Source organism: Pseudomonas sp. FGI182 (assembly GCF_000511325.1).
GTDB lineage: Bacteria > Pseudomonadota > Gammaproteobacteria > Pseudomonadales > Pseudomonadaceae > Aquipseudomonas > Aquipseudomonas putida_Z.
The window spans coordinates 909,796-936,181 of sequence record NZ_CP007012.1 but is presented as its reverse complement, the minus strand read 5'-3'; the positions used below and the strand labels follow the sequence as shown (position 1 = coordinate 936,181).

The window sequence follows — 26,386 nt, the reverse complement described above, 5'->3', positions numbered from 1 at the left end:
TCGACAGGTGCGACTCATGCTTGATCCTCGGGCCCGCGTGGCGCCGGATTGCGGGTGATGAACATGGCATCACCGTAACTGAAGAAGCGGTACCCCTGCTCGACCGCCGCCGCGTAGGCGGCCATGGTCTCGGGGTAGCCGGCGAAGGCCGAGACCAGCATCAGCAGCGTGGACTCCGGCAGGTGGAAATTGGTGACCAGCGCGTCGACCACATGGAACGGCCGGCCCGGGTAGATGAAGATGTCGGTGTCGCCGCTGAAGGCCTTGAGCACGCCATCGCGCGCGGCGCTCTCCAGCGAACGCACGCTGGTGGTGCCGACTGCGATTACCCGGCCACCACGGGCGCGGCAAGCCTCGATGGCATCGACCACCTCCTGGCTCACTTCAAGCCACTCTTTATGCATGTGGTGGTCTTCGATCTTGTCGACCCGCACCGGCTGGAAGGTGCCCGCGCCCACGTGCAAGGTGACGAAGGCACGCTCTACACCCTTGGCGGCAATCTTCTCCAGCAACGCCTCATCGAAGTGCAAGCCTGCGGTCGGTGCGGCGACTGCACCGGCTCGTTCGGCGTACACAGTCTGGTAGCGCTCACGGTCAGCACCCTCGTCCGGGCGGTCGATGTAGGGCGGCAGCGGCATGTGGCCGACGCGGTCGAGCAGCGGCAGCACCTCTTCGGTGAAGCGCAGCTCGAACAGCGTGTCATGGCGCGCGACCATTTCGGCCTCGCCGCCGCCATCGATGAGGATGACCGCGCCTACCTTGGGCGCCTTGCTGGCGCGCACATGGGCCAGCACCCGATGGCTGTCGAGTACGCGCTCGACCAGCACTTCCAGCTTGCCGCCGGAAGCTTTCTGGCCGAACAACCGCGCCGGGATGACCCGGGTGTTGTTGAACACCATCAGGTCGCCGGGGCGCAGGTACTCGAGCAGATCGGGGAATTGCCGGTGCGCCAGCGCGCCGCTCGGTCCATCGAGGACCAGCAGACGGCTGCCATGGCGCTCGGCCAGCGGGTGGCGGGCGATCAGGGAATCGGGGAGTTCGAAGGAAAAATCGGCGACGCGCATGATGATGTTCGGTTCGGCAGGGCCGGGAAGTTTAGCCCAATGTGTGAAAATTGACCATGAAAGCCGATTGACCGACCAGCGGTGGCTCTCTATACTGCGCGCCACATGCCCTGATGGCGGAATTGGTAGACGCGGCGGATTCAAAATCCGTTTTCGAAAGGAGTGGGAGTTCGAGTCTCCCTCGGGGCACCAAGATCCGGAAAAAACCGACCTTATGGTCGGTTTTTTTGTGCCTGCGATTTCCTCAAGCAGCGGCACTCCCTGTAGAAGCGGCCTTGTGTCGCGAAGGGCCCGCCAGCGCCCCCAAGGTCCTGACAATCACCTCAATTCCGCAGCAAATCTTTAAGATTTCCCCTCCTCCCCGTAGTCCATTTCCCAAACATACTCCCTACCCCTTCCAAGCCATTGCGGTGCTCTGGATCGCATCCTAGTCTCGGCCTGTCGTTGCCATTTCAAGGACCGGCTTTGACAGGCGATCCTGTAACCCCCATCACTAGAGCGCAGATCACTAAAGACTCAACAGAAAGTTTCACAATGTGCAACTTTCTGTGCATCGAACAATTTATGGTTCTACACTTTATTTCAATAACCGTGACTTTTTGTAGAACTACCACCATGCGCGATCTCCAACCCTTACGTCGCCTCCATAGGGGTCTGCAGCAGCTAGCTACTGCGCAACGCTACCTGTTCACCCCCGCCGATATGCGGGCCCTGCTACCAGACCTCTCCGACAGTGCCTACCGCACCGTACTGAGCCGTGCCGCCAACGACAGCACCTTGATCCGACTCTGCCGTGGCCTTTACCTCTACACCCCGGCCAAACCCAACCAAGGGCTGGTCCTGTACCACGCTGCCGCACGCCTGCGAGCGAACAACCTGAACTACATCAGCCTGGAGTCCGCCCTCAGCGACGCCGGCGTGATCTCGCAGGTCCCCCTGAATTGGCTAACCCTCATGTCATCCGGACGCACTCAGACCATACGTTGCGGAACATTCGGCACACTTGAGTTCATCCACACCAGGCGCAAGGCCACCGACCTTCAGGGCCAGGTTGACTATGACGAGCGCTGCCGGCTGTGGCGCGCCAAGCCTACCCTTGCCCTCGCAGACATGAAACGCGCCAAGCGCAGCCTGGACCTGATTGATTGGGAAATAGCCAATGAACTTGTTTGACCAGCTCGTCCAGCAGGCCCTCACCAACACGCCCGACCTGGCCCCGTTGCAGGTGGTCGTGGAAAAGGAACTGCTGCATCGCGATGGAGGCGACTTGACATTCCTGATGTGAATTTTCTGGAGATTCATATTCAGGGGCTGTGTTCAATGGCTCTCTCCCCCTTTGCACTTTATTGAGATGAAAAGCGGGCCGCCGAGAGGGGGTAAGCGATCCTAGGCACTCGTTTTGATTTTGGTTTTCCTTGACGAGACGCAACGAGGCGGACCAGGATTCCTCTACCCATGCTAGGTTTGAACAGTGGAGGTTCAGAGTGCAAGGTGTCAGAGTCGAGATACCAAGAGAAACGGTGGTTCGGCGTTATATGTCGCTGAACATATTTCAGAAAAACCGACCTTATGGTCGTTTTTTTGCCCGTCCGGTCAGCGCCAGCGATCCAGCTGCCCTTGGGCACGGCTGCTGAAAATCGTCAGCAGCTCGCTCAATGTATGCGGTGACGGTTCGGCAGTGCGGGTCACCGCATACAAGGTAATCGGCAGCGCCGGGGCCAGCGGCCTGATCGCGGTCGCCCCAGGCGCCGCGCCAAGTGCGGTGAAGGGATCGATCACCGCCAGCCCAGCACCGGATTCGACCATCGCCCTGGCCAGGGAATAGGTTTGCACCGCGATGCTCACCCGCGGCGGCGGCTCCACCGCCTTGAGGTAGCTTTCGAGGCGCACCGACAGCGGGTCGGCGCTGGACAGCCCGATCATGGGCGCACCGGCCAGTGCCGCCAACGGCAGCGGCTTGCCTTCATCTTCCAGCGACCAATAACCTGCCGGTGCCAATGCCACCAAAACCCCGCTGGCCAGCGCCTGAGCCTTGAGCGCAGGGTGATCTGGCTGTTGCAAGGTCAGGGCGACATCGATCTCCCGCATCAACAGGTTCTGCACCAGTTCGCGACTGTGGGCGCTGGACAGCTCGCAGGCGATGTCCGGATACCGCTGGGTCCACTCATGAATGGCCGGCGGCAGCAGTGACAGGGCCAGTGCCGGGGTCGCTCCGATCCGCAGGCTGTGGCCTGGCGCGCGACGCAGGCTTTGCGCCAGGCGTCGCACCCCTTGCAGGCTCTCCGTAACCTTGTCGACCTCACGCTCCAGTTCCAGCGCTTCGGGCGTGGGCTGCAGCTTGCCGCGCACCCGCAGGAACAACGGGAAGCCCAGTTGCTGCTCGGCGTGCTGCAGCACCTTGGTCACGGCAGGTTGGGAAACGTGCAGCAACTGTGCGGCACCGCTGACCGAGCCGGTTTGGCGGATGGCCTGGAAAATCTCGATATGGCGAAGGCGCATGGCAAGTCCATAACCTTTGTTTATGGCTCAGCGATCTTTATTCATTTTTCGCCACCTGTCACCTGGCCCTAACCTCAGCCTCGTTCCAACAAAGAACAAGGACTGACATGGCTCAGCATGTATGCATCATCGGCGGTGGCGTCATTGGCCTGTCAACCGCTTACGCACTGGTACGCGACGGCTTTGACGTGACGCTGATCGAGGCTCGCGATTCGTTGGGCAGTGAAACCAGCTTCGCCAACGGCGGCCAGCTGTCCTATCGCTACGTGGCGCCCCTGGCCGACGCCGGTGTGCCATTGCAGGCACTTGGCTGGATGCTGCGCGGTGAATCGCCGCTGCGATTGCGCCCGCGCTTCGATCGTGCGCAGTGGCGCTGGATGGCAGCATTCCTGGGGGCTTGCCGCTCCTCGGTCAACCGCGCCAACGCCGGCCATCTGCTGCGCCTGGCACTGCTGAGCCAGTCGACCTTGCAAGCCTGGCGTGAGGAGGACGGCCTGGGTGGTTTCAACTGGCGACGCAACGGCAAGCTGGTCACCTTCCGCAAGGCCAGCAGCTTCGAGCATGCGCGCAAGAACCTTGCCGCACCCCAGCAACAACAGGTGCTGTCGCAAACCGACTGTGCCCGTCTGGACCCAGCGCTGGCGGAGGCGCCCTTTGTCGGCGCCATCTATACCCCGGATGAAGAAGTCGGCGATTGCCACAGCTTTTGCCAGCAACTGGCGGCGCGCCTGCAGGCGTCGGGACGCTGCAAGTTCCGCCTGGGCCAGGCGGTGTCCGGAATTCGCCATGCGCATGGCGTGGTGAATGCGATTGAACTGGACAACGAAGTGCTGCCGGTGGAGCACTTGGTCGTTGCGGCCGGCCATCGCAGTGCGTTGCTGGCACTGCCGGGCATCGACCTGCCGCTGTATCCGCTGAAGGGTTATAGCCTGACAGTACCGATTGGCGCCCAGCACCGGGCGCCGGACCTGAGCATCACCGATTACGACCGCAAGATCGTCTACGCCCGGATCGGTGAACAGTTGCGCGTGGCGGCGATGGTCGACATTGTCGGTTTCGATCCGTCGCTGGACCCCAAGCGCCTAGCCTTGCTCAAGCGCCAGGCCCGCGAGACCTTCGCCAATGCCGGTAATTATGACTACGCCATCGAATGGGCCGGCATGCGTCCGGCCACGCCTAGCGGCGTGCCGCTGCTGGGCGCAACGGCGTATCGCAACCTGTGGCTGAACCTTGGCCATGGTGCGCTGGGCTTTACCCTGGCCTGCGCCAGCGCACGTCTGCTGAGTGAACTGATCGGCCAGCGCCGCCCCTCCATCGACCTGCAGGGTTTCACCGCCCGTGCGGCTGGTGGAAATAACCGTACTGCAGCATGTCTCTGATCCCCTCACCTACAACGGAGAATAACAATGCGAAAAATCACGTTGATCGGCTGCACCCTTGGCCTGTTGCTAGGCACCCAGGCCCATGCTGACGAAGCAGCGCTGGGGCCTACCCTGAGCAAGATTGCCAGAGCCAACAGCATTACCTTGGGCTATCGCGATGCTTCGGTACCGTTCTCTTATGTGGGCGACCATTCGGGGCAACCCATGGGCTACTCGGTAGACCTGGCGAACAAGATCGTCGAGCGGGTACAGCAGAAGCTGGCATTGCCCCAGCTCAAGGTGAAATACAACCTGGTGACATCGCAAACCCGCATTCCGCTGGTGCAGAACGGTACCGTTGATCTGGAGTGCGGCTCGACCGGCGTCACCGCAGAGCGCCAGAAACAGGTGGCGTTTTCCTATGGGTTCATCTATGTCAAAGGCCAGTTGCTGACGGCCAAAGACAGCGGGATCAAGAGTTTCGCCGACCTGCGCGGCAAGAATGTGGTGACCACCGCCGGCACCACCAACGAACGCTATCTGAAAAGCTACAACGTCGATAACAAGATGGACATGTACGTGATCAGCGCCAAGGACCACGGTGAGGCCTTCCAGATGTTGCAGTCCGGTCGGGCGGCGGCGTTCTACATGGACGATGCGCTGCTTTACGGCGAACGCGCCAAGGCCCGCGACCCGCACAACTGGGTGGTGGTCGGGGAAGAGCAGTCGCGGGAAATCTACAGCTGCATGGTGCGCAAGGATGACCCGCAGTTCCTCGCGCTGGTGAATGCATCGCTGGGCGAACTGTACAAATCAGGGGAAATCAACGGGATCTACCAGCGCTGGTTCGAACAGCCGATACCGCCTAAAGGCCTGAACCTGGAGTTCCCGATGACCAGCGAACTCAAGGCCATCTTTGCCAAGCCGGTGAGTGATCCGGTGCAATAGTTTCTGCTCGGCGTCCACCTCCGTATTGGATCACGGCGGCAGTGACCTGCAAGCGTCACTGCCAGACGTCGCTACTGGGTTAGCGCCGCACGCTCGGGCTTTCTGTGAACACGTCTGGTAACAACCCCTGACGAACCACACCGAACCATGCCCATCCCTCGACGTCCGATCCTGCATCACCCGCGTTTCGAGGTACCCCGCGTGAAAGACATCATCACCCGCAAGTACCGCCTGGTCGTGAAGACCGTCGGCTACATCGGCTGGTCGCTGTTCTGGCTGCTGATCTGGGATGTGCTGGTCACCATCGATTTCATGCTGTTCTTCAACAGCAAGTTCACCCTGCCACTGATCCCGTTGACCTTGCTGGGCTCGGCGCTGGTGGTGCTGGTGAGCTTTCGCAACAGCAGCGCCTACAACCGCTGGTGGGAGGCGCGCACATTGTGGGGGGCGTTGGTGAACAGTTCACGCAGCTTCGCGCGGCAGGCGCTGACCCTGATCGACGACCCGGATGATGGCCTGAACCCGATAAAGGCTACCTTGCTGCGCCGGCATATCGCCTATGTGAACTGCCTGGCGGCACACTTGAAGGGTGAGCGCTGCCCGGATGAACTGATGGCGTTCATCCCGCCTGCGGAATTCGAGCGGCGCAACCGTTCGAACAATTTCGCCAACGACATCCTGAGCGGTTCTGCTGCGTTGCTGGCGCGGGAATACCAGGCCGGGCGGCTGGACAGCATTCGCCTGGCAAGGCTGGAGTCGACGCTGGTGGACCTGTCCAATGCCCAAGGTGGCATGGAACGGATCGCCAATACGCCGCTGCCCTACCCTTACGTGTACTTTCCGCGGCTGTTCATCACCCTGTTCTGCCTGATCGTACCGGTGGGGCTGGTGGAATCGCTGGGCTGGTTCACGCCGCTGGCTTCGACGGTGGTGGGCTTCATGCTGCTGGCCATCGAGCGGATCGGGACGGACTTGCAGAGCCCGTTCAGGTTCAGTGAACACCAGATCCAGATGGACAGCATTTGCGAGACGATCGAGCGGAACCTGGAGTCGATGCAGCGGGAGGCGCAGTGTGCCGGAGTTGTGGGCGCCTGAGGGATTTTGGAGCTGCGTTGCAGCCCATCGCGACACAAGGCCTCTCCTACAAGGGACCGCGCAAGCATCAAAGGCGGCACTTTGCCTGTAGGAGCGGCCTTGTGTCGCGATGGGCCGCAACGCGGCCCCAGCTATCCATCAGGCCCGCACATAGCGCTGGCGCAACACATCACTCAACGCATCCACCAGTAACACCAGCACCAGCATTCCCATGATCACCGTGCTGGCCTGGGCCTCCTGGAACAGGCTCAAAGTGGTGTACAGCATCTGCCCCAACCCACCCGCACCGACAAACCCCAGCACGCTGGCCATGCGGATATTGTTCTCCCACCGATACAGGCTATAAGCCAGCAACTGCGGCCACAGATTGGGCAAGGTGCCAAAGCAGAATGCCGCTACCTGGCTGCCGCCCTGCAAGCGGATGGCCGCCGCCGGCTCCAGCGGTGCGTTCTCCAGCGCTTCGGCAAACAACCGCCCCAGCACGCCAGCGGTATGCAGCGCCAAGGCCAGGGTACCGGCATTCGGCCCAAGCCCGGCTGCCAGCACCGTCAGCGCGGCCCACACCAGTTCCGGGATGGCCCGCAGGGCATTCAGCAGCAGCCGTGCGCAGGCCTGCAACGGCCAACCGAACCGGCCAGCAGCCGGCAGCGCCAACAGCATGCCCAGCAGCATGGCCAACAAGGTGCCCAAGCCCGACATGGCCAGGGTTTCCAGCGCCCCGTGCGCAACCGCGCGCAGGTGCCCGGCAGACAGGTCCGGGTGCAGGAAACGCCCGGCATATTCGCCCATCTGCCCCAGCCCGCCGTTGCCGACCAGCGCCTGCAAGTCCAGCTCCAGGTAGGCGAACGAGGCCATCACAGCAGCAACGATGGCGCCTAGCACCAGCAAGTTGATCACCCGGTTCATGCCAGCCTCCAGCGCAGGAAGCGGCTGAGCAGGTCGGCCAGCATGACGAGGACCAGGAACGTCAGCAGCATGCTCGCCACTTCCGCACCCGCGAACATGCGCATCGACAGGTCGATCTGCTGCCCCAGCCCGCCAGCACCGACAAAGCCCATCACCACCGAGGCGCGTACGGCGCACTCCCAGCGGTACACGGTGTAGGACACCACTTCGGACACCGCACTGGGCAGGATGCCGTAGAAAAACGCAGCCAGGCGGCCACTACCCGCCTGCAGCAAGGCATGGGCCGGGCGCTGGTCGACCGACTCGAAGATCTCGGCATAGACCTTGCCGAGCATGCCACTGTAGGTGATGGCAATGGCCAGTACGCCCGCCGTCGGTCCCAGCCCCACGGCCCGCACGAACAGCAACGCCCAGACGATTTCCGGCACACTGCGCAGGAAAATCAGCAACCAGCGCACCGGCAGGCGCAGCAACCGCGACCATAACCCGGCGCGACCGCCACGGGAGGCTGCGCGCAGCGACAGGGCACGGCTGGCCAGCAACCCGGCAGGGACCGCCAGCAGCAACGCCAACGCGATGCCGGCCGTGGCCACGGCCAGGGTCTGCAGGGTGGCTTCATACAGCAGCGAAAGGAAGTCGGCATCGTGTGCCGGTGGCCAGAAGGCACTGGTGAAACTGGCGATCTGCTGGCGGTTCTCTGCCTGCAGCAGCACCCCGGGGTTCAGTTCGCTCAACCGGATGCCAGGCCATAGCACCGCCACCGCCAGCAGGGTCAGCAGCAACCGCGGCAGCAGCGCCGGGTCGCGGGCATCAAGCTTCAGCATCGCGGAATCTGCACGGTCAGGGTCGGCCCCTGGCTTGGCGGTGAAGCCAGTTGTTCGTTGGCGTACAGCGCATCCAGCAACTGCTCGGTCACCGCTTGCGCCGGGCAGTCGAACGCCACCTGCCCTTCGCGGATACCAATCACCCGCGGGAAGTGCGCCAGCGCCAGGTCCACGGCATGCAGGCTCGCCACCAGGGTCACGCCATTGGCCTGGGCGTGGCGGTTGAGCAAGGCCAGGCTGTGGTCGGCCAGCACCGGGTCCATGGCCGACACCGGCTCGTCAGTCAGCAACACCTGCGGCCGCTGGTACAGCGCCCGGGCAATACCCACCCGCTGCAACTGGCCACCGGACAATTGCCCGCACTGCACGAACAGTTTGTCGGCCAGGCCCAGCTCGGCCAGGGCTTGGCGCGCCCCCGGCACATCACTGGGGTACAGCAGGTTGAGCAGGCCGCGCAGCACACTCCACTGCCCCAGGCGGCCGGCCAGCACCGCCGTCACCACCCGCTGGCGCGGTGGCAAGGGCGGTGCCTGGTGCACCAGGCCTACCCGCGCACGCAGGCGCTGGCGGGCTCTGGCGGACAGCGCCCAGGGCTGTTCGCCGAGCAGCTCCAGGCGCCCGCTGCTGGGCTGGACGGCGGTCGCCATCAGGTGCAGCAAGCTGGACTTGCCCGCGCCCGAAGGCCCGATGATGGCGACGCGCTCGCCCTGGCCGATGCTCAGGCTCACGGCATCAAGCGCACGCACCTGGCCATGGCGCAGCCCGGCCCCGTGCAGATGAATAGCCACGTTGGAAGCCACTGTCGATGTCACTTGAGCAGGCCGGCCTCGCGTGCTGCCTGTTCGGTGCCCACGTAGTTCTCAGGTTTGGTCTCGATGAAGCGGCTGGCGGCCTGCAGGTCGAGGATCGCCTTGTGCTCCGGGTTGGCCGGGTCGAGGCCGAGGAAGGCCTTCTTGATCTTCTCTTTCAGCGCCGGGTCCATGTTGCCGCGCACGGTCCAGTTGTAGTCGAAGTAGGTCGGGGTGGTGGCGAACACCTTCACCTTGGCGGTATCGACCTTGCCGGCATCCACCAGCTTCTGCCACACGCTGGCGTTGAGCACGCCGCCATCGACCTTGCCGGCCTGCACCCAGGCCACGGTGGCATCGTGGGCGCCGGAGTAGGCGACGCGGCCGAAGTAGTCTTCAGGCTTGATGTTGTCCTGCTTGAGCATGAAGTAACGCGGCATCAGGCTGCCCGAGGTAGACGAGATGGAACCGAAGGCAAACGACTTGCCCTTGAGGTCGGCCAGGCTCTTCACATCAGGGTTGGCGGTGATGAACTTGGAAGTGAACTGCGCATCCTGTTCACGCTGCACCAGCGGCGTGGCGGCAGGGTCCTTCAGGTGCACCTGCACGAAAGTGAAGCCCCCCAGCCAGGCCAGGTCCAGGCGGTTGGAAGCCAACGATTCGACTACCGCCGGGTAATCAGCCACCGGCACGAACTTCACCTCCATGCCCAGCTGCTTGGCCAGGTACTCGCCCAAAGGCTTGAACTTGCGCTGCAGTTCGGTCGGTGCTTCGTCAGGGATGGCGCTGACCCGCAGGGTGTCGGCAGCCTGGGCGACAACGGCACAGCAAGACAGCACGAGGCCGGCGGCGAGCGCCAGAGGGCGTTTGAGCATGGGTGTTCTCCGGTTCAATAGCGGGGAAAGGCCGGCCTATGCGCCGACGATGGAATTATAAGAGGCGCAGGCGCAAAGGCCAGCTTTGCTACAATCGCGCATCAAATTGACCTCCTGAGGTGCACATGAGCGAGCCGATTCGCCTGACCCAGTACAGCCATGGTGCCGGCTGTGGCTGCAAGATATCCCCCAAGGTGCTGGATGTGATCCTCGCTGAAAGCGGCGCCCAGGCCCTGGACCCGAAACTGTGGGTGGGCAACGCCTCGCGCGACGACGCTGCCGTGTACGCGCTGGATGACGAGCGCGGCGTGGTCTCGACCACCGACTTCTTCATGCCGATCGTCGATGACCCGTATGACTTCGGCCGCATCGCCGCCACCAACGCCATCAGCGACATCTACGCCATGGGCGGCGACCCGCTGATGGCCATTGCCATCCTCGGCTGGCCAGTCAACGTGCTGCCGCCGGAAGTGGCCCGCGAAGTGATCCGCGGTGGCCGAGCGGTGTGCGCCGAAGCCGGCATCCCGCTGGCCGGTGGCCACTCCATCGACGCGCCCGAGCCGATCTTCGGCCTGGCCGTCACCGGCGTGGTCAGCAAGCGTCACCTCAAGCGCAACGACACCGCCAGCGCAGGCTGCCACCTGTACCTCACCAAGCCGCTGGGTATCGGCATCCTCACCACCGCCGAGAAAAAGGCCAAGCTGCGCACCCAGGATCAGGGCCTGGCGCGCGACTGGATGTGCACCCTCAATACCCCCGGCAGCCGCTTCGGCAAGCTTGACGGGGTCAAGGCCATGACCGACGTCACCGGTTTCGGCCTGCTCGGCCACCTGGTGGAACTGGCCGAAGGCAGTGGCCTTACCGCACATCTGGACTATGCCGCCGTCCCGCGCCTGCCCAGCGTCGACCACTACCTGGCCGAGGGCTGCATCCCCGGCGGTACCCTGCGCAACTTTGACAGCTACGGCCACAAGATCGGCGCCCTGAGCGACGAACAGAAGCACCTGCTGTGCGACCCGCAGACCAGCGGTGGCCTCCTGGTGGCGGTTACCCCGGAAGGTGAAGCCGAGTTCCTGGCGGTGGCCGCCGAACTGGGCCTGCAGCTGGCGCCGATCGGCAAGCTGGTCGAGCGACAGAGCCACGCGGTCGAGGTGATCTGATGCGCCCCGACTGCACCGACTTCCGCCAGTTGTTCCTCGACGACGTGCCGATGATGGACATGCGTGCACCTGTCGAATTTGCCAAGGGCGCCTTCCCCGGTGCCGTAAACCTGCCGCTGATGAATGACCAGGAGCGGCAAAAGGTCGGCACCTGCTACAAGCAGAAGGGCCAGGCTGAAGCCATCGTTCTGGGCCACAAGCTGGTCAGCGGCGAGATCAAGCAGGCACGTCTGGAGGCCTGGGCAAAGTTCGCCGAGGATCACCCGGAAGGCTACCTGTACTGCTTCCGTGGCGGCCTGCGCTCGCATCTTGTGCAGAAAGTGCTGCGCGATGAGAAGGGCATCCACTACCCCCTCGTCGAGGGCGGCTACAAGGCCATGCGCCACTTCCTGCTGGAGACTACCCAACAGGCGGTCGCGCAATGTGATTTCGTGCTCGTGGGCGGCCTGACCGGCACCGGCAAGACCGACGTGCTGCACCTGCTGGACAACGAGCTGGACCTGGAGGGCTACGCCAACCATCGCGGTTCCAGCTTTGGCAAGCGCGCCACTGCACAGCCAGCGCAGATCGACTTCGAGAACAGACTGGCCATAGACGTGTTGAAAAAACGCGCCCGGGGTATCGAGCAGTTCGTGCTGGAAGACGAAGGCCGAATCGTGGGCAGCTGCACCGTACCGCTGGAGTTGTACCAGGGCATGCAGCAATACCCGCTGGTGTGGCTGGAAGACAGTTTGGCCAACCGCGTGGAGCGTATCCTGCGCGACTACGTGATCGACCTGAGCGCCGAGTTCGTCAGCCTGCATGGTGAAGAGGATGGCCTTCGACTGTTTGCCGAAACGCTTCTGCAGAGCATGGGCAGGATTCACAAGCGCCTCGGCGGCGAGCGCCATCAGCGGCTGTCGGAAATCCTGCGCCAGGCGCTGGACGAGCAGCAGCGCAGTGGTTCGGTGGAGTTGCACCGGGTCTTCATCGAAAGCTTGCTGAGCGAGTATTACGACCCGATGTATGCCTACCAGCGTGCAGCGAAGGCAGAGCGTATCGAGTTTGCCGGGGATGCGGTGGAAGTGCGCGAGTACCTCAAGGCCCGGGCGCTGCGCGAACCGCGCAGCTAAAGCTGCTCCCAAGAGCAGTGCAATACCTGTAGGAGCGGCCTTGTGTCGCGAAAGGGCTGCGCAGCAGCCCCAGCAGTTCTGCTGTGATGCAGATATCCTGGGGCCGCGTTGCGGCCCTTTCGCGACACAAGGCCGCTCCTACAAGGGGGCCAGTCATTCCTGACATGACCTCACTGCCCAGGGCTGAGCACCCGCTCCAGCTCCGCCACCCGGTCGCGGGTCATGTCCATCACACAGGTCCCACCTTCCAGCTGCGCCATGGTCCCGCCACTGGCCTCACATGGAACCCGCAATTGCCATCGCGGTAGGCAAGCCAAATACTTGCTCATAAACCCTGCTTGTGGGTATCACAGCGTCTGTGGCTGTTCCGGCGGCATCAGTACCTTGCCCGGTTCGAAGCGCAGCGACGGCATCTGCGTTGCCGCATACAACGCCACGCCAAGCGCCGCGATCAACACCACATCCAGCCAGCTCCAGCCCGGCATGTCGTCGGCGCTACGTGCCCTCCAGCAATGCCAGGCCTGGCCCACGCAAAACACCACCATCGCCGCCAGCCACAGGTAGAAACCGGCACCAAAACCGGTCAGGTCATGAAATTCATAGCTCTGATTGTCCGGCAGGCGGTCAATTCCAAAGCTGCTGGCCGCCAGATACACAGCCACCAGCCCGACCAGCAATGCCAGCCGGCGAAAGCGTCGATGAGCAAGGACCGCCAGGGCCAGCAGCGGGTTGGCAAACCACTGGTACAGACCGAAGGGCATGCCCCAGGGCCCATACAACAGCATCTGCAGGGCCGGCATGTGGCGGTCGCCACTCATCAGCGCGCCATCGAAGAACAGTGCGAGCAGGTACAGCAGCAGGCTGGCGCTCAGGTAAAAAGCTGGCAAGAGATCTACTTCCTATGCAACCGGGGGCTCTAGCAGAAGGCCATAAATACCCGAATCGGACAACTCGCCGGCAACGCACCAACGCGCACGCAATGTGCCTTCCAGCACGAAGCCCTGGCGCTCCAGCGTGCGTGCCGAACCTTGGTTGCGCGGGTCTATCTCGCCTTCCAGGCGGCGCATGTGCAGGGTGTGGGCAAGGTAGTCGATGAAGCAGGTCAGTGCTTCGTCCATGTAGCCCCTGCCCTGCACCGCGCTGGCGAGGCAGTAGCCGATTTCACCACGGCGGGATACATCGTCGATGTTGAACAGCTGGACCATGCCGATCAGTTCGCCGTTGTCACGGCGGTACATGCCAAGCTTGAGCTGGTCGCCATTGGTATAGGCTTCGCGGTCGGCGGCCAGGGCGCTTTCGGCTTCGGCCAGGTTTTGCCAAGGTGCATGGTGCCAATAGCGCATGACCTCGGGGTCGGCCATGATCGCCAGCCATTGCGCGGCATCGGCATGGCGCATGGGGCGCAATTGCAGACGCGGGCTGTCGAGGCAGAGGTCACTGGGGAAACTGCGGGGTGGGGTCACGCCGGATCTCCTGTCCATTGCTGAGGAGATGACAGTTTAACTTCATGTGGGGTGGGTGGGGCATGTCTTGGGTTTTGGGGTGTGTTTGAGGGGGCCTGCCTTGGGTTTGGGGTTGTATTTGAGAGGTGCCTGCCTTGGGTTTGGTGGTGGTGCGGAAATCGAGCGCCGCCCGCGCGGCGCTTCGCGGGACAAGCCCGCTCCCACATTTGTTGCAACGTGGCCATGCCTGTGAAAGAGGCGTTGTCAGCCTGGGTGCAGGGCTTGAGACAGGTGATGCGGCAGCAATGCCAACTCAGAAATCCAGTCACCCCACCAAGAGCTGGCAACCATGGCCTGACAGGTTCGGCACGTTGCAACAAATGGACTGCCCCCGAAAAGTTGGACAGTTTTAGCCAGTGGCCTGAGTCCTGTAGCTGACAGGGCTCAGGCCATTGAGTTTCAGCCTGATGCGGTCATGGTTGTAGTAATGGATGTACTCTTCCAGGCCCGCCTTCAGCTGTTCGACGCTTTCAAAGCGCTTCAGGTAGAAGAACTCTGACTTCAGTGTGCCGAAGAAGCTTTCCATCGCTGCATTATCCAGACAATTGCCCTTGCGAGACATGCTCTGCTTCACACCGCGCGCTGCGAGCTTATGGCGGTATTGGGGCTGCTGGTAATGCCATCCCTGGTCTGAGTGGATCACTAGCTTGGGCTTTTCACCCAACCCATCGAGCGCCTTTTCCAGCATGTTCCCGACCAAGCCATAGGTAGGCCGGCAAGCTGTTTCATAGGCGATGATCTCACCGTTGTACAAGTCCATCACGGGCGACAGGTAGAGCTTTTGTTGGGCCACTTTGAACTCAGTGACATCGGTCACCCACTTCTGGTTGGGGCGTTGCGCGACGAAATTACGCTCAAGCAAATTCATGGCCACCTTGCCGACAATGCCGCGATAGGATCGATACTTCTTCGGGCGTACAACGGACTGCAAACCAAGCTCAGCCATCAACCGTTCAATGACCTTCTTGTTGACCAAGGTCCCCTGATTCCTGATGGCAAGGGCAATGCGGCGGTAGCCATACAGCCCTTTCTCCTCGTGATAGACACGCTGCACCAACTCCTTGAGCGAGGCGTGCCTGTCCGGCTTTTGCTGGCACTTGACCTGGTAATAAAAGGTACTGCGTGGCAACCCCACCATCTGCAAGAGGTCAGGCAGCGGATATTTATGTCTGAATTTGCAGACGATCAGGGCTTTTTCGTCCGTGTTCGCTCCTTCTCCTCTCGCAGAGCCTTTAACTCCTTTAGGACATCATTCTCCATGCGCAGATACTCGAGCTCGCTCAACAACTGCTCACGAGATTTCTCTGCGTCATTGGTGTCTGTCGGCTTGATGGGCTTAATTTTCTTCGGCACGGCTGATTTTCTTTGTTTGGCGAGAGTGGCTACAGGACTGCCACTGTAGTGCTGCCGCAGCCAAATGCCTATCTGTGAGGACTGTCCAAGGTCAAAGTGCGCCGCTGTTTGGCGCAGGGACAGGCGATGCTCAAGCATGTACTTGAGCACCCGCCGCTTGAATTCCTCGGTGTAGCGGCGACCATGCGAGCGAGGGCTGAGGCTGGCATCGACTTGGTAGCCAGCAACCCAGCGCCGAAGCAGGCTGAAATCGATGCCAAAGTGTTGTGCCACCTTGCGAAAGCCCCGGCTGCCCTCTAGGTAAGCGGTGATAGCCGTGAGCTTGAACTGCTCTGTGTATTTACCCATAGATCCCCCAAGGGTTGGATTGGTGTCCAACTTCTTGGGGGCAGTCCACAAATGTGGGAGCGGGCTTGTCCCGCGAAGCGCCGCGCGGGCGGCGCTCGATCTCAAAACCACCGCAAACATTTCGGCATGCACCTGTCAGCCGCTACTGGCCAGCCCGACATACACATCCGGCCAATACTCAATCGCCCCGGTTCAACCCCACTTCCATGTCATTGATCAGCGCCTTGGCCATGGCACTGAGAATCCGCGCCGCGCTGCCAGCGATCTTGTCGCCCTCCATCTCGGCCTCTTCGTTCAGGTGCTTGATGCAGCCGATCAGGACCGATAATTCATCGAATGCCAGATCGAGCGGGACGTTCGGTTCTACCCGGTACAGCTCGAGGAACTTCTCCACGCCTGCGGTGGTGCGGGATTTGAGGTGATTGCTCATGATGAACTCCAAATGTGTGCTGAAGGCAGCCACCTCGATCCTTCTCACAGATTTGGGCGGCAGCCGTGCGCGAGGTGAGAAGCCCGTGTTGGAGTCACCACGGTCAGGCCGAAGCCTGCACGCGCACAGCTGCCATAAGCTGACAAGAGGACTACCAACGACGAGTTCTCACACTCGCTCGCCTTCTGGGCGAACGGTGAAGTTAACGCTGTGGAATTTCCCTGCCTATCAGACGGCAACCGACTGAGCTCGTAGGATAATTCCCAATGCCCGGCCACCTGAAGCATTTGGTTTCAGGTTCAGAATCTTCTTACAGCTGATGGCCTCTTCGCGGGCACGCCCGCTCCCACAGGGACCGCACAGTGTTTGAGTCCTGTGCAGTACCTAATGAAATGGTCCTCCCAGGACTCCCCAGTGAAAGCCTAAGCTTTCACTGGGGGATCTAACTGGAGATCGCCGTTATGAATACTCAGAATCTTGCTCTTACCAGCTTGGATCTAGGCAAAAATTGTTTCCATTTCCACGGCCAGGATAGCCGTGGCCAGTACCTGTTCCGTAGCAAAATTTCTCGCAGCAAGGTTTTTTCCTACATCGCTCAACTACCACCCTGCACCTTGGCCATGGAGGCCTGTGGAGGCGCTCATTTCATGGCTCGATTCGCAGCCAGCTGTGGTCATCAACCCAAATTGATTGCCGCGCAGCATGTACGACCTTATGTCAAAAGTAACAAAAACGACTACACCGACGCCGAGGCCATTGGTGAAGCAGCCAGTCGTTCGGCAATGCGATTTGTTGCAATCAAAAGCGAAGCCCAGCAAGCGCTGAGCATGCTCAACATGACCCGTGAAGCTTTCATTCGGGACCGCACAGCGACGGTCAATCGAATCCATGCTTTCCTGCTTGAGTGGGGCGTTAGCCTGGCGCCAACCTTCAAGTCGGTCAGAGAGTTACCGGAAACGTTGGAAAAACTTCATGCTCCTGGCTCGGTAATTCGCCTTTTCCAACAGTTTCATGCGCACTTCAACTACCTTGACGAACAGGTCAAGGTACTCACCAAAGAGCTGGAGAGCCAGGTCGCTGGAGATGATCTGGCAACCCGTTTGATGACCATACCGTGTATTGGACCGATCACCTCCAGCGCCCTGGCTGCAGAATTAGGTGACGGTAAGCAGTTCAAACGAGGACGTGACTATTCGGCCTCGATAGGCCTGGTGCCCAAGCAGCTGACCACCGGCGGGAAACCGCGCTTGCTGGGTATCAGCAAACGCGGTGATCGCAATCAGCGACGGCTACTGGTGCAGTGCAGCCATACCTTCATCAACCACCTGGATAAGCAATCTGGGCGATTGGCTGATTGGGTGAGAGTGTTGCTGACTCGCCATCACCCGAATGTGGTTGTGTGCGCCTTGGCGAACCGGCTAGCACGGATAGCTTGGGCAATCGCACACAGCCATGGCATTTATGAAGCAGGGCCAAGCGCACAGAACGCTTGACCCTGCGCTACCAAGCACCACCCAACGGTTTTTGCGATGCTGGATAACAGATGACGTAAACGGCCAACCGACCTGACGAAAAACCTGGGCTCCCACGCGGCTCTAAAGCCGATTTACCTAATCAGGATCGTCAGGCGCGACTTTCATCAAGGCGCGAACCTTAACCCTTCGACGCCGAATAGATTGCGGCAAGCCAACTACGCATCCAGATTCAGTATTGCAGAAACTGGGAGGACCATAGATGTGGGAGCGGGCAAGCCCGCGAAGAGGCCGACAAAGGCAACCAGGATGAATCAGGCCACCTCAGCCCCATCATCCGGCCAATGCGGCTCGTTGGCCCCGGGCGGTGTCAGCGGTGGCAGGCCATACGCCGCCCGCGCATCGTCGCAGCTGGGGTTATGCACCCCACCCTCCCACGACGCCTCGAACTCGCGGCAGGGGCTGGAACGGTTGGCGTAGATGGTGCACGCCACCTCCTGGCCGATCTCGCCCTGCAGGCTGATGCAGCGGCAGGGTTTGGCATCGGTGCCGATCATGGCAACACGGGTGGGGTTGATCTGTACCACCAGGTCGTCCGGTACAAGGCCCCCGGCAGACTGGCATTCGCCCCAGAAAAAGGACACACGGAAGTACCCGCAGCAGGCGCCGCAGTCAAGGCAAGGGTTGTATTCGGACATGATGGCACGAAGGGAAGGTTGTTGTTATCGGGGCTGGCCCGCGGCGCCATTTTCAATCCAAGCCGGGGCGGCTGGATAGAGGGGGAATGCAAAAATATTTGCCGCTGATCTGGCAATTGAGAATGGACGACCAGCGCCTTCGCCGGCCGCCCGTTCAAGTTAGCGTAATGCCTTGTAGGAAGTGACATCCCAGCGCTGCAAGCCAAGGCCTTCGGTCGGGTCATAGCCATCACCACACACCTTGCTGAAGTGTGTGCGAGCCTCGCCGCAATGCACCAGCCGGTCGTCCTTTTCGCCCTCGGTCAGTACGGTATACGACTCGCTGCGCATGGCCTTGTACTGCCCTTCGGCAGCAGCCATGACCCTGTGGTATTGCATCAACTGGTTGTCGCTCAGGCACAGGCGCTTGTCCAGCCCCACACCCCAGCGGGTCAGGCAGACCTCGGCAAAATGGCGAACGATCAACCCTGGCTCCGCCAGTACCTTGCCGTCACCCGCACCGTCGACGGAGGCGTTGCCCACCAGCGTGGCATGCCGGCCTGGCATGGGGTAGATGCACATCCGCGTATCCGGTTCGACCGAGGGGATCACACAGGCGAAACCTTTGGATCGTTCGTCCCGCGAATAGAAACCCACGTACTCGCGGACATTGCCCGCCAGGGTTACCCGCCGGCTTTGCAGGTTGCCGATGCCCGGCACCGGGTCGATGGCGAAGATATTGACGGGTATGTCCCGCAATACAGGGTCCTGCGCCATGGCGTTAGCCAGCATGTGGCAGCTGATGCCTCCCCTGCTCCAGCCCACCAGGTTCACCTGGGTCGGCAAGCGCGGCTTGCGGAACAAGCTGATGATGCGCTCCTGCAACTCCTGCGGTGTTGGATGGCGCTCACCATAGTCGTAGGTACGCCAGAACCAGGAGGCAGTGGAAGACACATCCGGAATGGGTACGCCGGCGTCCTTCAGGCGCTGGTACTCCTCTTCGCTCAGCTTGGTGCGCTGCCAGCTGCTTTCACCCTTGATCACCTGCAGCACATGGTTGACGTTCTCTTCCCAGCCGCGGCCGAACAACTGGCCGGTCCAGTTGAAGTAGCCGCCGGGCTCGACGAACAGGTTGTCGTCCTGGAGGTTGCCGCTGCCGGGGCCGTCAACGGCGATCCAGTGGGCAAATTCGCGGCCCTGGTCATTGCCGGCCAGGGTCGAGACCAGCTCGCCATTCCAGAAGTTGGGGTTGGCGTCGTCGAAGCGGTGGGAGCCGGTGCCGCAGAAGTAGGCGGTGAAAACACTCATTCGTGGGTCTCTGTGGTGAGAAATGAGTGCAGAAAAATAGGTAGATCAATCGGTGGGATGCAGGTGGAAAACTCGCCTTTGAGTCAGTCGGGGCTGCTTTGCAGCCCATCGCGACACAAGGCCGCTCCTACAGGGACCGCGCAGGATTCGAAAACTGCGCGGTCCCTGTAGGAGCGGCCTTGTGTCGCGAAAGGGCCGCAAAGCGGCCCCAACAGCTTATTTGCGGGCCACCCCATCAGCCCGGAACATCTGCCGAATCCCGCGAATCGCCTGGCGAATACGGTCCTGGTTCTCGATCAGGGCAAAGCGCACATGGTCATCACCATAATCACCAAAGCCGATCCCCGGCGACACGCATACCTTGGCCTCGGCCAGCAGCTTCTTGGAGAACTCCAGCGAGCCCAGGTGCGCATACTCCGGCGGGATCTTCGCCCACACGTACATCGAGGCCTTGGGGTTCTCGACCATCCAGCCCAGCTCGTGCAGCCCTTTGACCAGCAGGTTGCGGCGCTGGCGGTATTGCTCGGCGATGTCGCGCACGCACTGCTGGTCGCCTTCCAGTGCTGCAATGGCAGCCACCTGCAGCGGGGTGAAGGTGCCGTAGTCGTGGTAGCTCTTGATCCGCGCCAGGGCACTGACCAACTCGGGGTTGCCGACCATGAAACCGATCCGCCAGCCGGCCATGTTGTAGCTCTTGGACAGGGTGAAGAACTCCACCGCGATGTCCTTGGCCCCCGGCACCTGCATGATCGACGGGGCTTTCCAGCCGTCGTAGACGATGTCGGCGTATGCCAGGTCATGCACCACCAACACGTTGTACTGCTTGGCCAAAGCCACCACGCGCTCGAAGAAGTCCAGTTCCACGCACTGGGCGGTGGGGTTGGACGGGAAGCCGAGGATCATCATCTTCGGCTTGGGGATCGACTCGCGGATGGCCCGCTCGAGTTCGTTGAAGAAGTCCACCCCCGGTACCAGCGGTACCGAACGCACCTGGGCACCGGCAATTACCGCCCCGTAGATATGGATCGGGTAGCTGGGGTTGGGCACCAGCACCGTGTCGCCCTGGTCGAGGGTGGCCAGCATCAGGTGTGCCAGGCCTTCCTTCGAGCCGATGGTGACGATGGCTTCGCTTTCCGGGTCGATGTCGACCTCGTAGCGTTCCTTGTACCAGTTGGAGATGGCCCGACGCAGGCGCGGGATGCCGCGGGAGGTGGAGTAGCCGTGGGTGTCTTCACGCTGGGCGACCTGCACCAGCTTCTCGACGATGTGGGGCGGGGTGGCGCCATCGGGGTTGCCCATGCTCAGGTCGATGATGTCCTCGCCACGGCGGCGGGCGGCCATCTTGAGCTCGGCAGTGATGTTGAAGACGTAAGGGGGGAGACGATCGATGCGCGCAAAGCGGCGCGGCGAACCTGGGTTGGCCATGGCTTCCTCTGAATACGTAAGCGCCCGGAACCGTCCGAGCGACGCTGGCCGATGTGGCGGCCTGGATCAGAAGATAGTGCCGAAACATAATACCTGTAAAGGATAATTTCCTGTTTCCATAGATCTTTTCAGATGTATTTTTTTAAAATAAGAAATTTATATTCTGCTGTGCCGGCCTCTTCGCGGGCTTGCCCGCTCCCACAGGATTACTCACCTGCCCCGAGACCTGCGCCGTACCTGTGGGAGCGGGCGAGCCCGCGAACGAGGCCGGCACAGAAAAACGCCCATAAAAAAACCCCGGCACAGTGGCCGGGGTTTTCGTGAAACAGGCAGCAGTATCAGCGTGCGTATGTCATCAGCACGTCCGCAGCGGTCTGGCTGTCCACACCCATCATCACGCTCAGGGCAGTGACGGTGAGGATGGAGAAGCCGAACACCTTGCGGGCCCACTTGCTGTCGTCCTCGGCCTTGTAGCCACCCCAGGCCATGTACAGCCAGTACAGGCCCATGGCTGCTGCCACGGCCAGGTAGCCGAGGCCGGCGTAACCGCCGAGGGTAAGCATCAAGGTTGCGAGCACGAAGGCCAGCACGTACAGCACGATCTGCTTCTTCGCCGCGAGGATGCCACGTGCCACCGGCAGGACCGGAATGTTGGCAGCGCTGTAATCCTTGAAGCGGAAGATCGCGATGGCGAAGCTGTGCGGCATCTGCCACAGGCTGAACATCACCAGCAGGGTAACCGCAGCCAGGTCGAAGCTGTTGCTCACGGCGCAATAGCCGATCACCGGAGGCATGGCACCAGACAGGCTGCCGACCAAGGTGCCGTGCACCGATTTACGCTTCAGCCACAGGCTGTAGAAACCGACGTAGACGATGAAGCCGATCAGCGCACAGAACGCCGACAGCGGGTTGGCCTGGACATACAGCAGACTGAAACCCGCCACCCCGAGCAGGGTGGCGTAGATCAGCGCGAGGGGCAGCGACATGCCGCCCTGGACCATGACGCGGTTCTTGGTGCGCTCCATCTTGTGGTCGATGTCACGGTCGATGCAGTTGTTGAACACGCATCCGGACGCAACCACCAGCGAAGTACCGATCACCACCGCCAGGAACAGGGCGAAATCCACATGGCCCTTCGAGGCAAGGAAGAAACCGCCTGCCACGGAAAGCACGTTACCGAAAATGATCCCCGGTTTGGTGATTTGGATAAAGTGCTTAACGGACATGCAGTCTTACCTCACTTGGCCAACATTTCGAAGTGGATGCTGAACATGATCCACAGCGACAGGCCGACAAGCAGAGCGATCACCAGAGCGGTGAACAGGAACGTCGACACGTTGCTACGTTGCTCTTTCGAGCGGTCCATGTGCAGGAAGTACACGAGGTGCACTACTACCTGGATCACGGCCATGGCAACAATGATCAGAACGGTCAGGTTCTTCGGCAGGCTTGGCGACATGGCCAGGCCGAACGGGATCGCAGTCAGGATGATCGACAGGATGAAGCCGATCATGTACGACTTGACGCTGCCGTGGTTACCTTCGTGATGAGTGTCGTGTGCGTTAGCCATTACAGAACTCCCAGCAGGTAGACGACGGTGAATACGCAGATCCAGACCACGTCCAGGAAGTGCCAGAACAGGCTCAGGCAGCTCATGCGGGTCTTGGCGGTCGGCGTGATGCCGTGCTTGTTGATCTGGTACATCATGATTGCCATCCAGATCAGGCCGGCGGTCACGTGCAGACCGTGGGTACCTACCAGGGCGAAGAAGCCCGACAGGAAGCCACTGCGCTGCGGGCCGAAGCCCTCAGCGATCAGGTGATGGAATTCGTAGATTTCCATCGCGATGAAGCCTGCACCGAACAGGAAGGTCACAGCCAACCAGCCCAGTACGCCAGCTTTCTTGCCATCGAACATCTTCAGCATGGCGAAGCCGAAGGTGATCGAGGACAGCAGCAGGAACAGCGTTTCAACAGCTACGAAATCGAGCTGGAAGATGTCATGACCCGACGGGCCGCCGGCAAAACTGCCGGACAGCACCGCGTAGGTGGCGAAGAGCGACGCAAACAGGATGCAGTCGGTCATCAGGTACAGCCAGAAACCGAGTACGGTCATCTGGCCCGAGTCGTGGTGGTGGTCGTCATGCCCATGGTCGTGACCATGAGCAGCACCGTGCATTACTTGACTGGACATTGATTACACCCGCTCAAACGATTCGACACGTGCGCCGGCAGGCAGAGCACCTGCTTTGGCCAGCGCTTTCATGCGCTCGCCTTCGATGCGCGCCACTTCTTCGGCCGGAACCATGTAGCCCTGGTCGTCACGCGCAGCGTGGCGAACGAAGACAGCGATGGTTGCAACCAGGCTCGCGCCAACCAGCCACCAGATGTGCCAGATGAAGGCGAAGCCGAAGACGGTCAGGAACAGGCCCATGAACAAACCGGTGGCGGTGTTGCTCGGCATGTGGATCGCTTCGTACTTGGCCGCAGGCTTGTAGGCGACACCGGCTTCCTTGGCTTCGTGCCAGGCGTCCAGGCCAACCTTCTCAGGCATGTGGGCGAAGTTGTAGAACGGAGGTGGCGACGAAGTCGACCATTCCAGGGTACGGCCGCCCCATGGGTCGCCGGTCACGTCCAGGTTCTGGTTGCGGTCGCGAACCGATACGTACAGCTGGATCAGCTGGCAGGCGATACCGAACAGGATCAGCACGGCGCCGACAACAGCTACGTACAGGTAGGGTTCCCACAGTGGGTTGTCGGAGTGGTTCAGACGACGGGTCATGCCCATGAAGCCCAGGGCGTACAGCGGCATGAACGCTACGTAGAAGCCCGAGATCCAGAACCAGAAGGCAGCCTTGCCCCACTTCTCGTTCAGGGTGAAACCGAAGGCTTTCGGGAACCAGTAGGCGAAGCCGGCGATGTAGCCGAATACCGCACCACCGATGATCACGTTGTGGAAGTGAGCAATTACGAACAGGCTGTTGTGCAGCACGAAGTCAGCACCTGGAACAGCCAGCAGAACGCCAGTCATGCCACCGATGGAGAAGGTGATCATGAAGCCCAGGGTCCACATGATCGGCGCGGTGAAGCGCAGACGGCCCTGGTAGATGGTGAACAGCCAGTTGAACAGCTTCACACCGGTCGGAATGGAGATCAGCATCGTCGCCAGGCCGAAGAAGGTGTTGACGCTGGCGCCGGCACCCATGGTGAAGAAGTGGTGCAGCCATACAGCGAAGCCCAGCACGGCGATGGCGCCCGATGCGTAGATCATCGAGTGGTGGCCGAACAGACGCTTGCCGGAGAAGGTGGAGGTAACTTCCGAGAACACACCGAAGGCCGGCAGGATCAGGATGTAGACCTCAGGGTGACCCCACGCCCAGAACAGGTTGACGTACATCATCGGGTTCCCACCAAGCTCGTTGGTGAAGATGTGGAAGTCCAGATAACGGTCAACAGTCAGCAGAGCGAGTGCAGCGGTCAGGATCGGGAAGGAAGCCACGATCAGCACGTTGGCCCAGGTGCAGGTCCAGGTGAAGATCGGCATGTCCATCAGCTTCATGCCAGGTGCGCGCATCTTCATCACGGTGACGAGGAAGTTCACGCCGGTAAGCGTCGTACCCAAGCCTGAGAGCTGTAGCGCCCAGATGTAGTAGTCGACACCCACCCCAGGGCTGTACTGAATGCCCGCGAGCGGCGGATAGGCAACCCAGCCGGTCTTGGCGAACTCACCAACGCCCAGCGAGATGTTGACCAGCAGCACGCCTGCCAGCAGCAGGTAGAAGCTCAGGGAGTTCAGGAACGGGAAGGCAACGTCACGTGCACCGATCTGCAGAGGAACCGCCAGGTTCATCAGGCCGGTGAAGAACGGCATCGCCATGAAGATGATCATGATCACACCGTGAGCGGTGAAGATCTGGTCATAGTGTTCAGGCGGCAGGTAGCCTTCGGAGCCACCGGTAGCGGCAGCCAGCTGGGTACGCATCATGATGGCGTCGGCAAAGCCGCGCAGCAGCATGACCATCGCGACGATGATGTACATCACCCCGATTTTCTTGTGGTCGACAGTCGTCAACCACTCGCTCCACAAGTAGGTCCACTTGCGGAAGTAGGTGATAGCACCGACGACAGCGATACCGCCGAGCGCGATCATGGCAAGCGTCACCATGACTATCGGCTCGTGATAGGGTATCGCCTCCAGGCTTAGTTTACCGAACATCTCTTACTCCTCTGCACCGGCAGCTGGTTGCATACTCGATTCCACACCCTTGGTAGTGGCCAGATCTTTGCTGCCTGCTTCTTCGTGGCTCGGACGACCGCGGTTCATGCCTTCGTACTTGTCGACGATCAGCTGGAACTGGTCTGGCGAAGCCTCGCTATACAGCGCGACTGGGTTGTTTTCGCTTGGTTTGGCCAAGGCGTCGTATTCGGCCTTGTCCAGCTTCTTCGGCGACTGCTTGACCTCGGCGACCCACTTGTCGAAGTCTTCCTGAGAGGTGGCAGTAGCCTTGAATTTCATGCCGGTGAAGCCAGCACCGCTGTAGTTGGCGCTGATACCGTCGAACTCGCCGTTTTCGTTGGCGATCAGGTGCAGCTTGGTGGTCATGCCGGCCATGGCGTAGATCTGGCCGCCCAGGCCCGGGATGAAGAACGAGTTCATCACGGCGTCGGAAGTGACGCGGAAGTTGACCGGAGTGTTAGCCGGGAAGACGATCTTGTTGACCGTGGCAATGCCCTGCTCCGGGTAGATGAACAGCCACTTCCAGTCCAGCGCGACCACGTCGATCTGCACCGGCTTCACATCGGAATCCAGCGGACGGTACGGGTCCAGCTTGTGGGTGGAGTGGTAGGTGAAGTAGCCCAGGGCGATGATGATCAGGATCGGGATGATCCACACCGCGGCTTCGATCTTGGTCGAGTGCGACCAGTCAGGGGTGTAGGTGGCAGCCTTGTTGGAAGCACGGTACTTCCAGGCGAAAACCACGGTCATGATAATGACAGGAATCACCACCAGCAGCATCAGGCCGGTAGCGATCAGGATCAGGTTCTTTTGCTCAATGCCGACCTGACCTTTCGGGTCGAGCAGGGTCCAGTTGCACCCACTGAGTAAAAGCATGCCTAAAAAGGGCAATATGCCAAACAGTCTGGGGTAACGCTTTTTACTCATCTCACGACCTCTAGATCAGCTTGCTTCAATGCAATTTGTGTTTTGGTAGCCAACACTTCGTCCTGCCAAGTGCGGC

26 protein-coding genes, 1 tRNA gene and 1 pseudogene are annotated in these 26,386 nt (G+C 61.0%); 9 read left to right on the top strand and 19 right to left on the bottom strand.

The genetic code is table 11. The features are described from left to right. Positions 1-14: 14 nt before the first annotated feature. Positions 15-1,064 carry a tRNA preQ1(34) S-adenosylmethionine ribosyltransferase-isomerase QueA gene (gene queA / locus C163_RS04225; RefSeq protein WP_025337765.1) on the bottom strand — a complete coding sequence of 350 codons (1,050 nt, stop codon included), beginning with the start codon at positions 1,062-1,064 and terminating at the stop codon, positions 15-17. Between the two features lie 107 nt (positions 1,065-1,171). Here queA and C163_RS04220 point away from each other — a divergent pair. From C163_RS04220 to C163_RS27445, 3 genes are all read left to right on the top strand, one after another. Further along, positions 1,172-1,256: transfer RNA gene (locus C163_RS04220), tRNA-Leu, on the top strand. 423 nt (positions 1,257-1,679) lie between these two features. Further along, positions 1,680-2,237: a type IV toxin-antitoxin system AbiEi family antitoxin gene (gene abiEi, locus C163_RS04215; protein WP_038408291.1), complete on the top strand. Its 558-nt coding sequence runs from the start codon at positions 1,680-1,682 to the stop codon at positions 2,235-2,237. Continuing rightward, positions 2,224-2,349, top strand: coding sequence for a hypothetical protein (locus tag C163_RS27445; protein ID WP_256220387.1), 126 nt, complete (start codon positions 2,224-2,226; stop codon positions 2,347-2,349). The genes abiEi and C163_RS27445 overlap by 14 nt, the downstream gene beginning before the upstream one ends. Before the next feature lie 308 nt (positions 2,350-2,657). Here the strand turns inward: C163_RS27445 and C163_RS04210 are convergent, their stop codons facing one another. Next, on the bottom strand, positions 2,658-3,563 hold the full coding sequence (locus C163_RS04210) for a LysR family transcriptional regulator (RefSeq protein WP_025337763.1): 906 nt from the start codon (positions 3,561-3,563) through the stop codon (positions 2,658-2,660). A gap of 107 nt (positions 3,564-3,670) precedes the next feature. Between C163_RS04210 and C163_RS04205 the strand changes: the two genes are divergently transcribed. From C163_RS04205 to C163_RS04195, 3 genes are all read left to right on the top strand, one after another. After that, a complete protein-coding gene (locus tag C163_RS04205) occupies positions 3,671-4,942 on the top strand; it encodes a D-amino acid dehydrogenase (protein WP_025337762.1) in 1,272 nt (423 codons plus the stop codon). 27 nt (positions 4,943-4,969) lie between these two features. Beyond that, positions 4,970-5,872, top strand: a complete 903-nt coding sequence (locus tag C163_RS04200) for a transporter substrate-binding domain-containing protein (RefSeq protein ID WP_025337761.1) — start codon at positions 4,970-4,972, stop codon at positions 5,870-5,872. Positions 5,873-6,073: 201 nt separating this feature from the next. Continuing rightward, the gene (locus tag C163_RS04195; RefSeq protein ID WP_025337760.1) at positions 6,074-6,967 is read left to right on the top strand and encodes a bestrophin family protein; all 894 of its coding nucleotides are present in this window, start codon (positions 6,074-6,076) and stop codon (positions 6,965-6,967) included. A gap of 138 nt (positions 6,968-7,105) precedes the next feature. Here the strand turns inward: C163_RS04195 and phnE are convergent, their stop codons facing one another. Genes phnE through C163_RS04175 form a run of 4 tightly spaced genes read right to left on the bottom strand, consistent with a single transcriptional unit; the run spans position 7,106 to position 10,360 of the window. Further along, complete coding sequence (gene phnE / locus C163_RS04190; RefSeq protein WP_025337759.1) at positions 7,106-7,873, bottom strand: phosphonate ABC transporter, permease protein PhnE; 768 nt, start codon at positions 7,871-7,873, stop codon at positions 7,106-7,108. Further along, positions 7,870-8,697, bottom strand: a complete 828-nt coding sequence (locus C163_RS04185) for an ABC transporter permease (protein ID WP_025337758.1) — start codon at positions 8,695-8,697, stop codon at positions 7,870-7,872. Before C163_RS04185 ends, phnE begins: the two co-directional genes overlap by 4 nt. Then, on the bottom strand, positions 8,691-9,485 hold the full coding sequence (locus C163_RS04180; RefSeq protein ID WP_025337757.1) for a phosphonate ABC transporter ATP-binding protein: 795 nt from the start codon (positions 9,483-9,485) through the stop codon (positions 8,691-8,693). Before C163_RS04180 ends, C163_RS04185 begins: the two co-directional genes overlap by 7 nt. 20 nt (positions 9,486-9,505) lie before the next feature. Next, positions 9,506-10,360, bottom strand: a complete 855-nt coding sequence (locus C163_RS04175; RefSeq protein WP_025337756.1) for a putative selenate ABC transporter substrate-binding protein — start codon at positions 10,358-10,360, stop codon at positions 9,506-9,508. A 125-nt stretch (positions 10,361-10,485) separates the two neighbouring features. On the opposite strand from C163_RS04175, the gene selD reads away from it, so the two are divergent. Both selD and mnmH read left to right on the top strand, forming a co-directional pair. Continuing rightward, complete coding sequence (gene selD / locus C163_RS04170; RefSeq protein WP_025337755.1) at positions 10,486-11,520, top strand: selenide, water dikinase SelD; 1,035 nt, start codon at positions 10,486-10,488, stop codon at positions 11,518-11,520. Then, the gene (gene mnmH / locus C163_RS04165; protein WP_025337754.1) at positions 11,520-12,632 is read left to right on the top strand and encodes a tRNA 2-selenouridine(34) synthase MnmH; all 1,113 of its coding nucleotides are present in this window, start codon (positions 11,520-11,522) and stop codon (positions 12,630-12,632) included. Before selD ends, mnmH begins: the two co-directional genes overlap by 1 nt. Positions 12,633-12,802: 170 nt before the next feature. Here mnmH and C163_RS27025 read toward each other — a convergent pair. From C163_RS27025 to C163_RS04140, 5 genes and pseudogenes are all read right to left on the bottom strand, one after another. Next, positions 12,803-12,948 (bottom strand): annotated as a pseudogene (locus C163_RS27025) (lysozyme inhibitor LprI family protein); the annotation flags it as partial. 31 nt (positions 12,949-12,979) lie between these two features. After that, the gene (locus tag C163_RS04160) at positions 12,980-13,519 is read right to left on the bottom strand and encodes a hypothetical protein (RefSeq protein WP_025337753.1); all 540 of its coding nucleotides are present in this window, start codon (positions 13,517-13,519) and stop codon (positions 12,980-12,982) included. Positions 13,520-13,531: 12 nt separating this feature from the next. After that, entirely contained in the window at positions 13,532-14,095 is a 564-nt protein-coding gene (locus C163_RS04155) for a GNAT family N-acetyltransferase (RefSeq protein WP_025337752.1), read from the bottom strand. Positions 14,096-14,483: 388 nt separating this feature from the next. Then, a protein-coding gene (locus tag C163_RS27020) for an IS3 family transposase (protein WP_371257950.1) occupies positions 14,484-15,835 on the bottom strand; the annotation gives its coding sequence in 2 pieces (ribosomal slippage) (positions 14,484-15,364 and positions 15,364-15,835; 1,353 coding nt in all). A gap of 178 nt (positions 15,836-16,013) precedes the next feature. After that, positions 16,014-16,265 carry a DUF3077 domain-containing protein gene (locus C163_RS04140; protein ID WP_025337751.1) on the bottom strand — a complete coding sequence of 84 codons (252 nt, stop codon included), beginning with the start codon at positions 16,263-16,265 and terminating at the stop codon, positions 16,014-16,016. Between the two features lie 461 nt (positions 16,266-16,726). On the opposite strand from C163_RS04140, the gene C163_RS04135 reads away from it, so the two are divergent. Next, complete coding sequence (locus C163_RS04135; protein WP_025337750.1) at positions 16,727-17,758, top strand: IS110 family transposase; 1,032 nt, start codon at positions 16,727-16,729, stop codon at positions 17,756-17,758. A gap of 293 nt (positions 17,759-18,051) precedes the next feature. On the opposite strand, the gene C163_RS04130 is transcribed toward C163_RS04135, so the two are convergent. The 8 genes from C163_RS04130 to cyoA all read right to left on the bottom strand — a co-directional run bounded on the left by C163_RS04130 (position 18,052) and on the right by cyoA (position 26,310). After that, on the bottom strand, positions 18,052-18,435 hold the full coding sequence (locus C163_RS04130) for a YkgJ family cysteine cluster protein (RefSeq protein ID WP_003259127.1): 384 nt from the start codon (positions 18,433-18,435) through the stop codon (positions 18,052-18,054). Between the two features lie 159 nt (positions 18,436-18,594). Next, positions 18,595-19,722 (bottom strand): hypothetical protein, encoded by a 1,128-nt coding sequence (locus C163_RS04125; protein WP_025337749.1) that lies wholly within the window; start codon positions 19,720-19,722, stop codon positions 18,595-18,597. Between the two features lie 216 nt (positions 19,723-19,938). Next, positions 19,939-21,147 carry an alanine transaminase gene (alaC, locus tag C163_RS04120; RefSeq protein ID WP_025337748.1) on the bottom strand — a complete coding sequence of 403 codons (1,209 nt, stop codon included), beginning with the start codon at positions 21,145-21,147 and terminating at the stop codon, positions 19,939-19,941. 338 nt (positions 21,148-21,485) lie between these two features. After that, positions 21,486-22,373, bottom strand: coding sequence for a heme o synthase (gene cyoE / locus C163_RS04115; RefSeq protein ID WP_025337747.1), 888 nt, complete (start codon positions 22,371-22,373; stop codon positions 21,486-21,488). Positions 22,374-22,384: 11 nt separating this feature from the next. Further along, the gene (gene cyoD / locus C163_RS04110) at positions 22,385-22,717 is read right to left on the bottom strand and encodes a cytochrome o ubiquinol oxidase subunit IV (protein ID WP_025337746.1); all 333 of its coding nucleotides are present in this window, start codon (positions 22,715-22,717) and stop codon (positions 22,385-22,387) included. Beyond that, complete coding sequence (gene cyoC / locus C163_RS04105; RefSeq protein ID WP_025337745.1) at positions 22,717-23,340, bottom strand: cytochrome o ubiquinol oxidase subunit III; 624 nt, start codon at positions 23,338-23,340, stop codon at positions 22,717-22,719. Before cyoC ends, cyoD begins: the two co-directional genes overlap by 1 nt. A gap of 3 nt (positions 23,341-23,343) precedes the next feature. Continuing rightward, complete coding sequence (gene cyoB / locus C163_RS04100; RefSeq protein ID WP_025337744.1) at positions 23,344-25,362, bottom strand: cytochrome o ubiquinol oxidase subunit I; 2,019 nt, start codon at positions 25,360-25,362, stop codon at positions 23,344-23,346. Positions 25,363-25,365: 3 nt separating this feature from the next. Then, on the bottom strand, positions 25,366-26,310 hold the full coding sequence (gene cyoA / locus C163_RS04095; RefSeq protein WP_015268993.1) for a ubiquinol oxidase subunit II: 945 nt from the start codon (positions 26,308-26,310) through the stop codon (positions 25,366-25,368). Positions 26,311-26,386 lie beyond the last annotated feature (76 nt).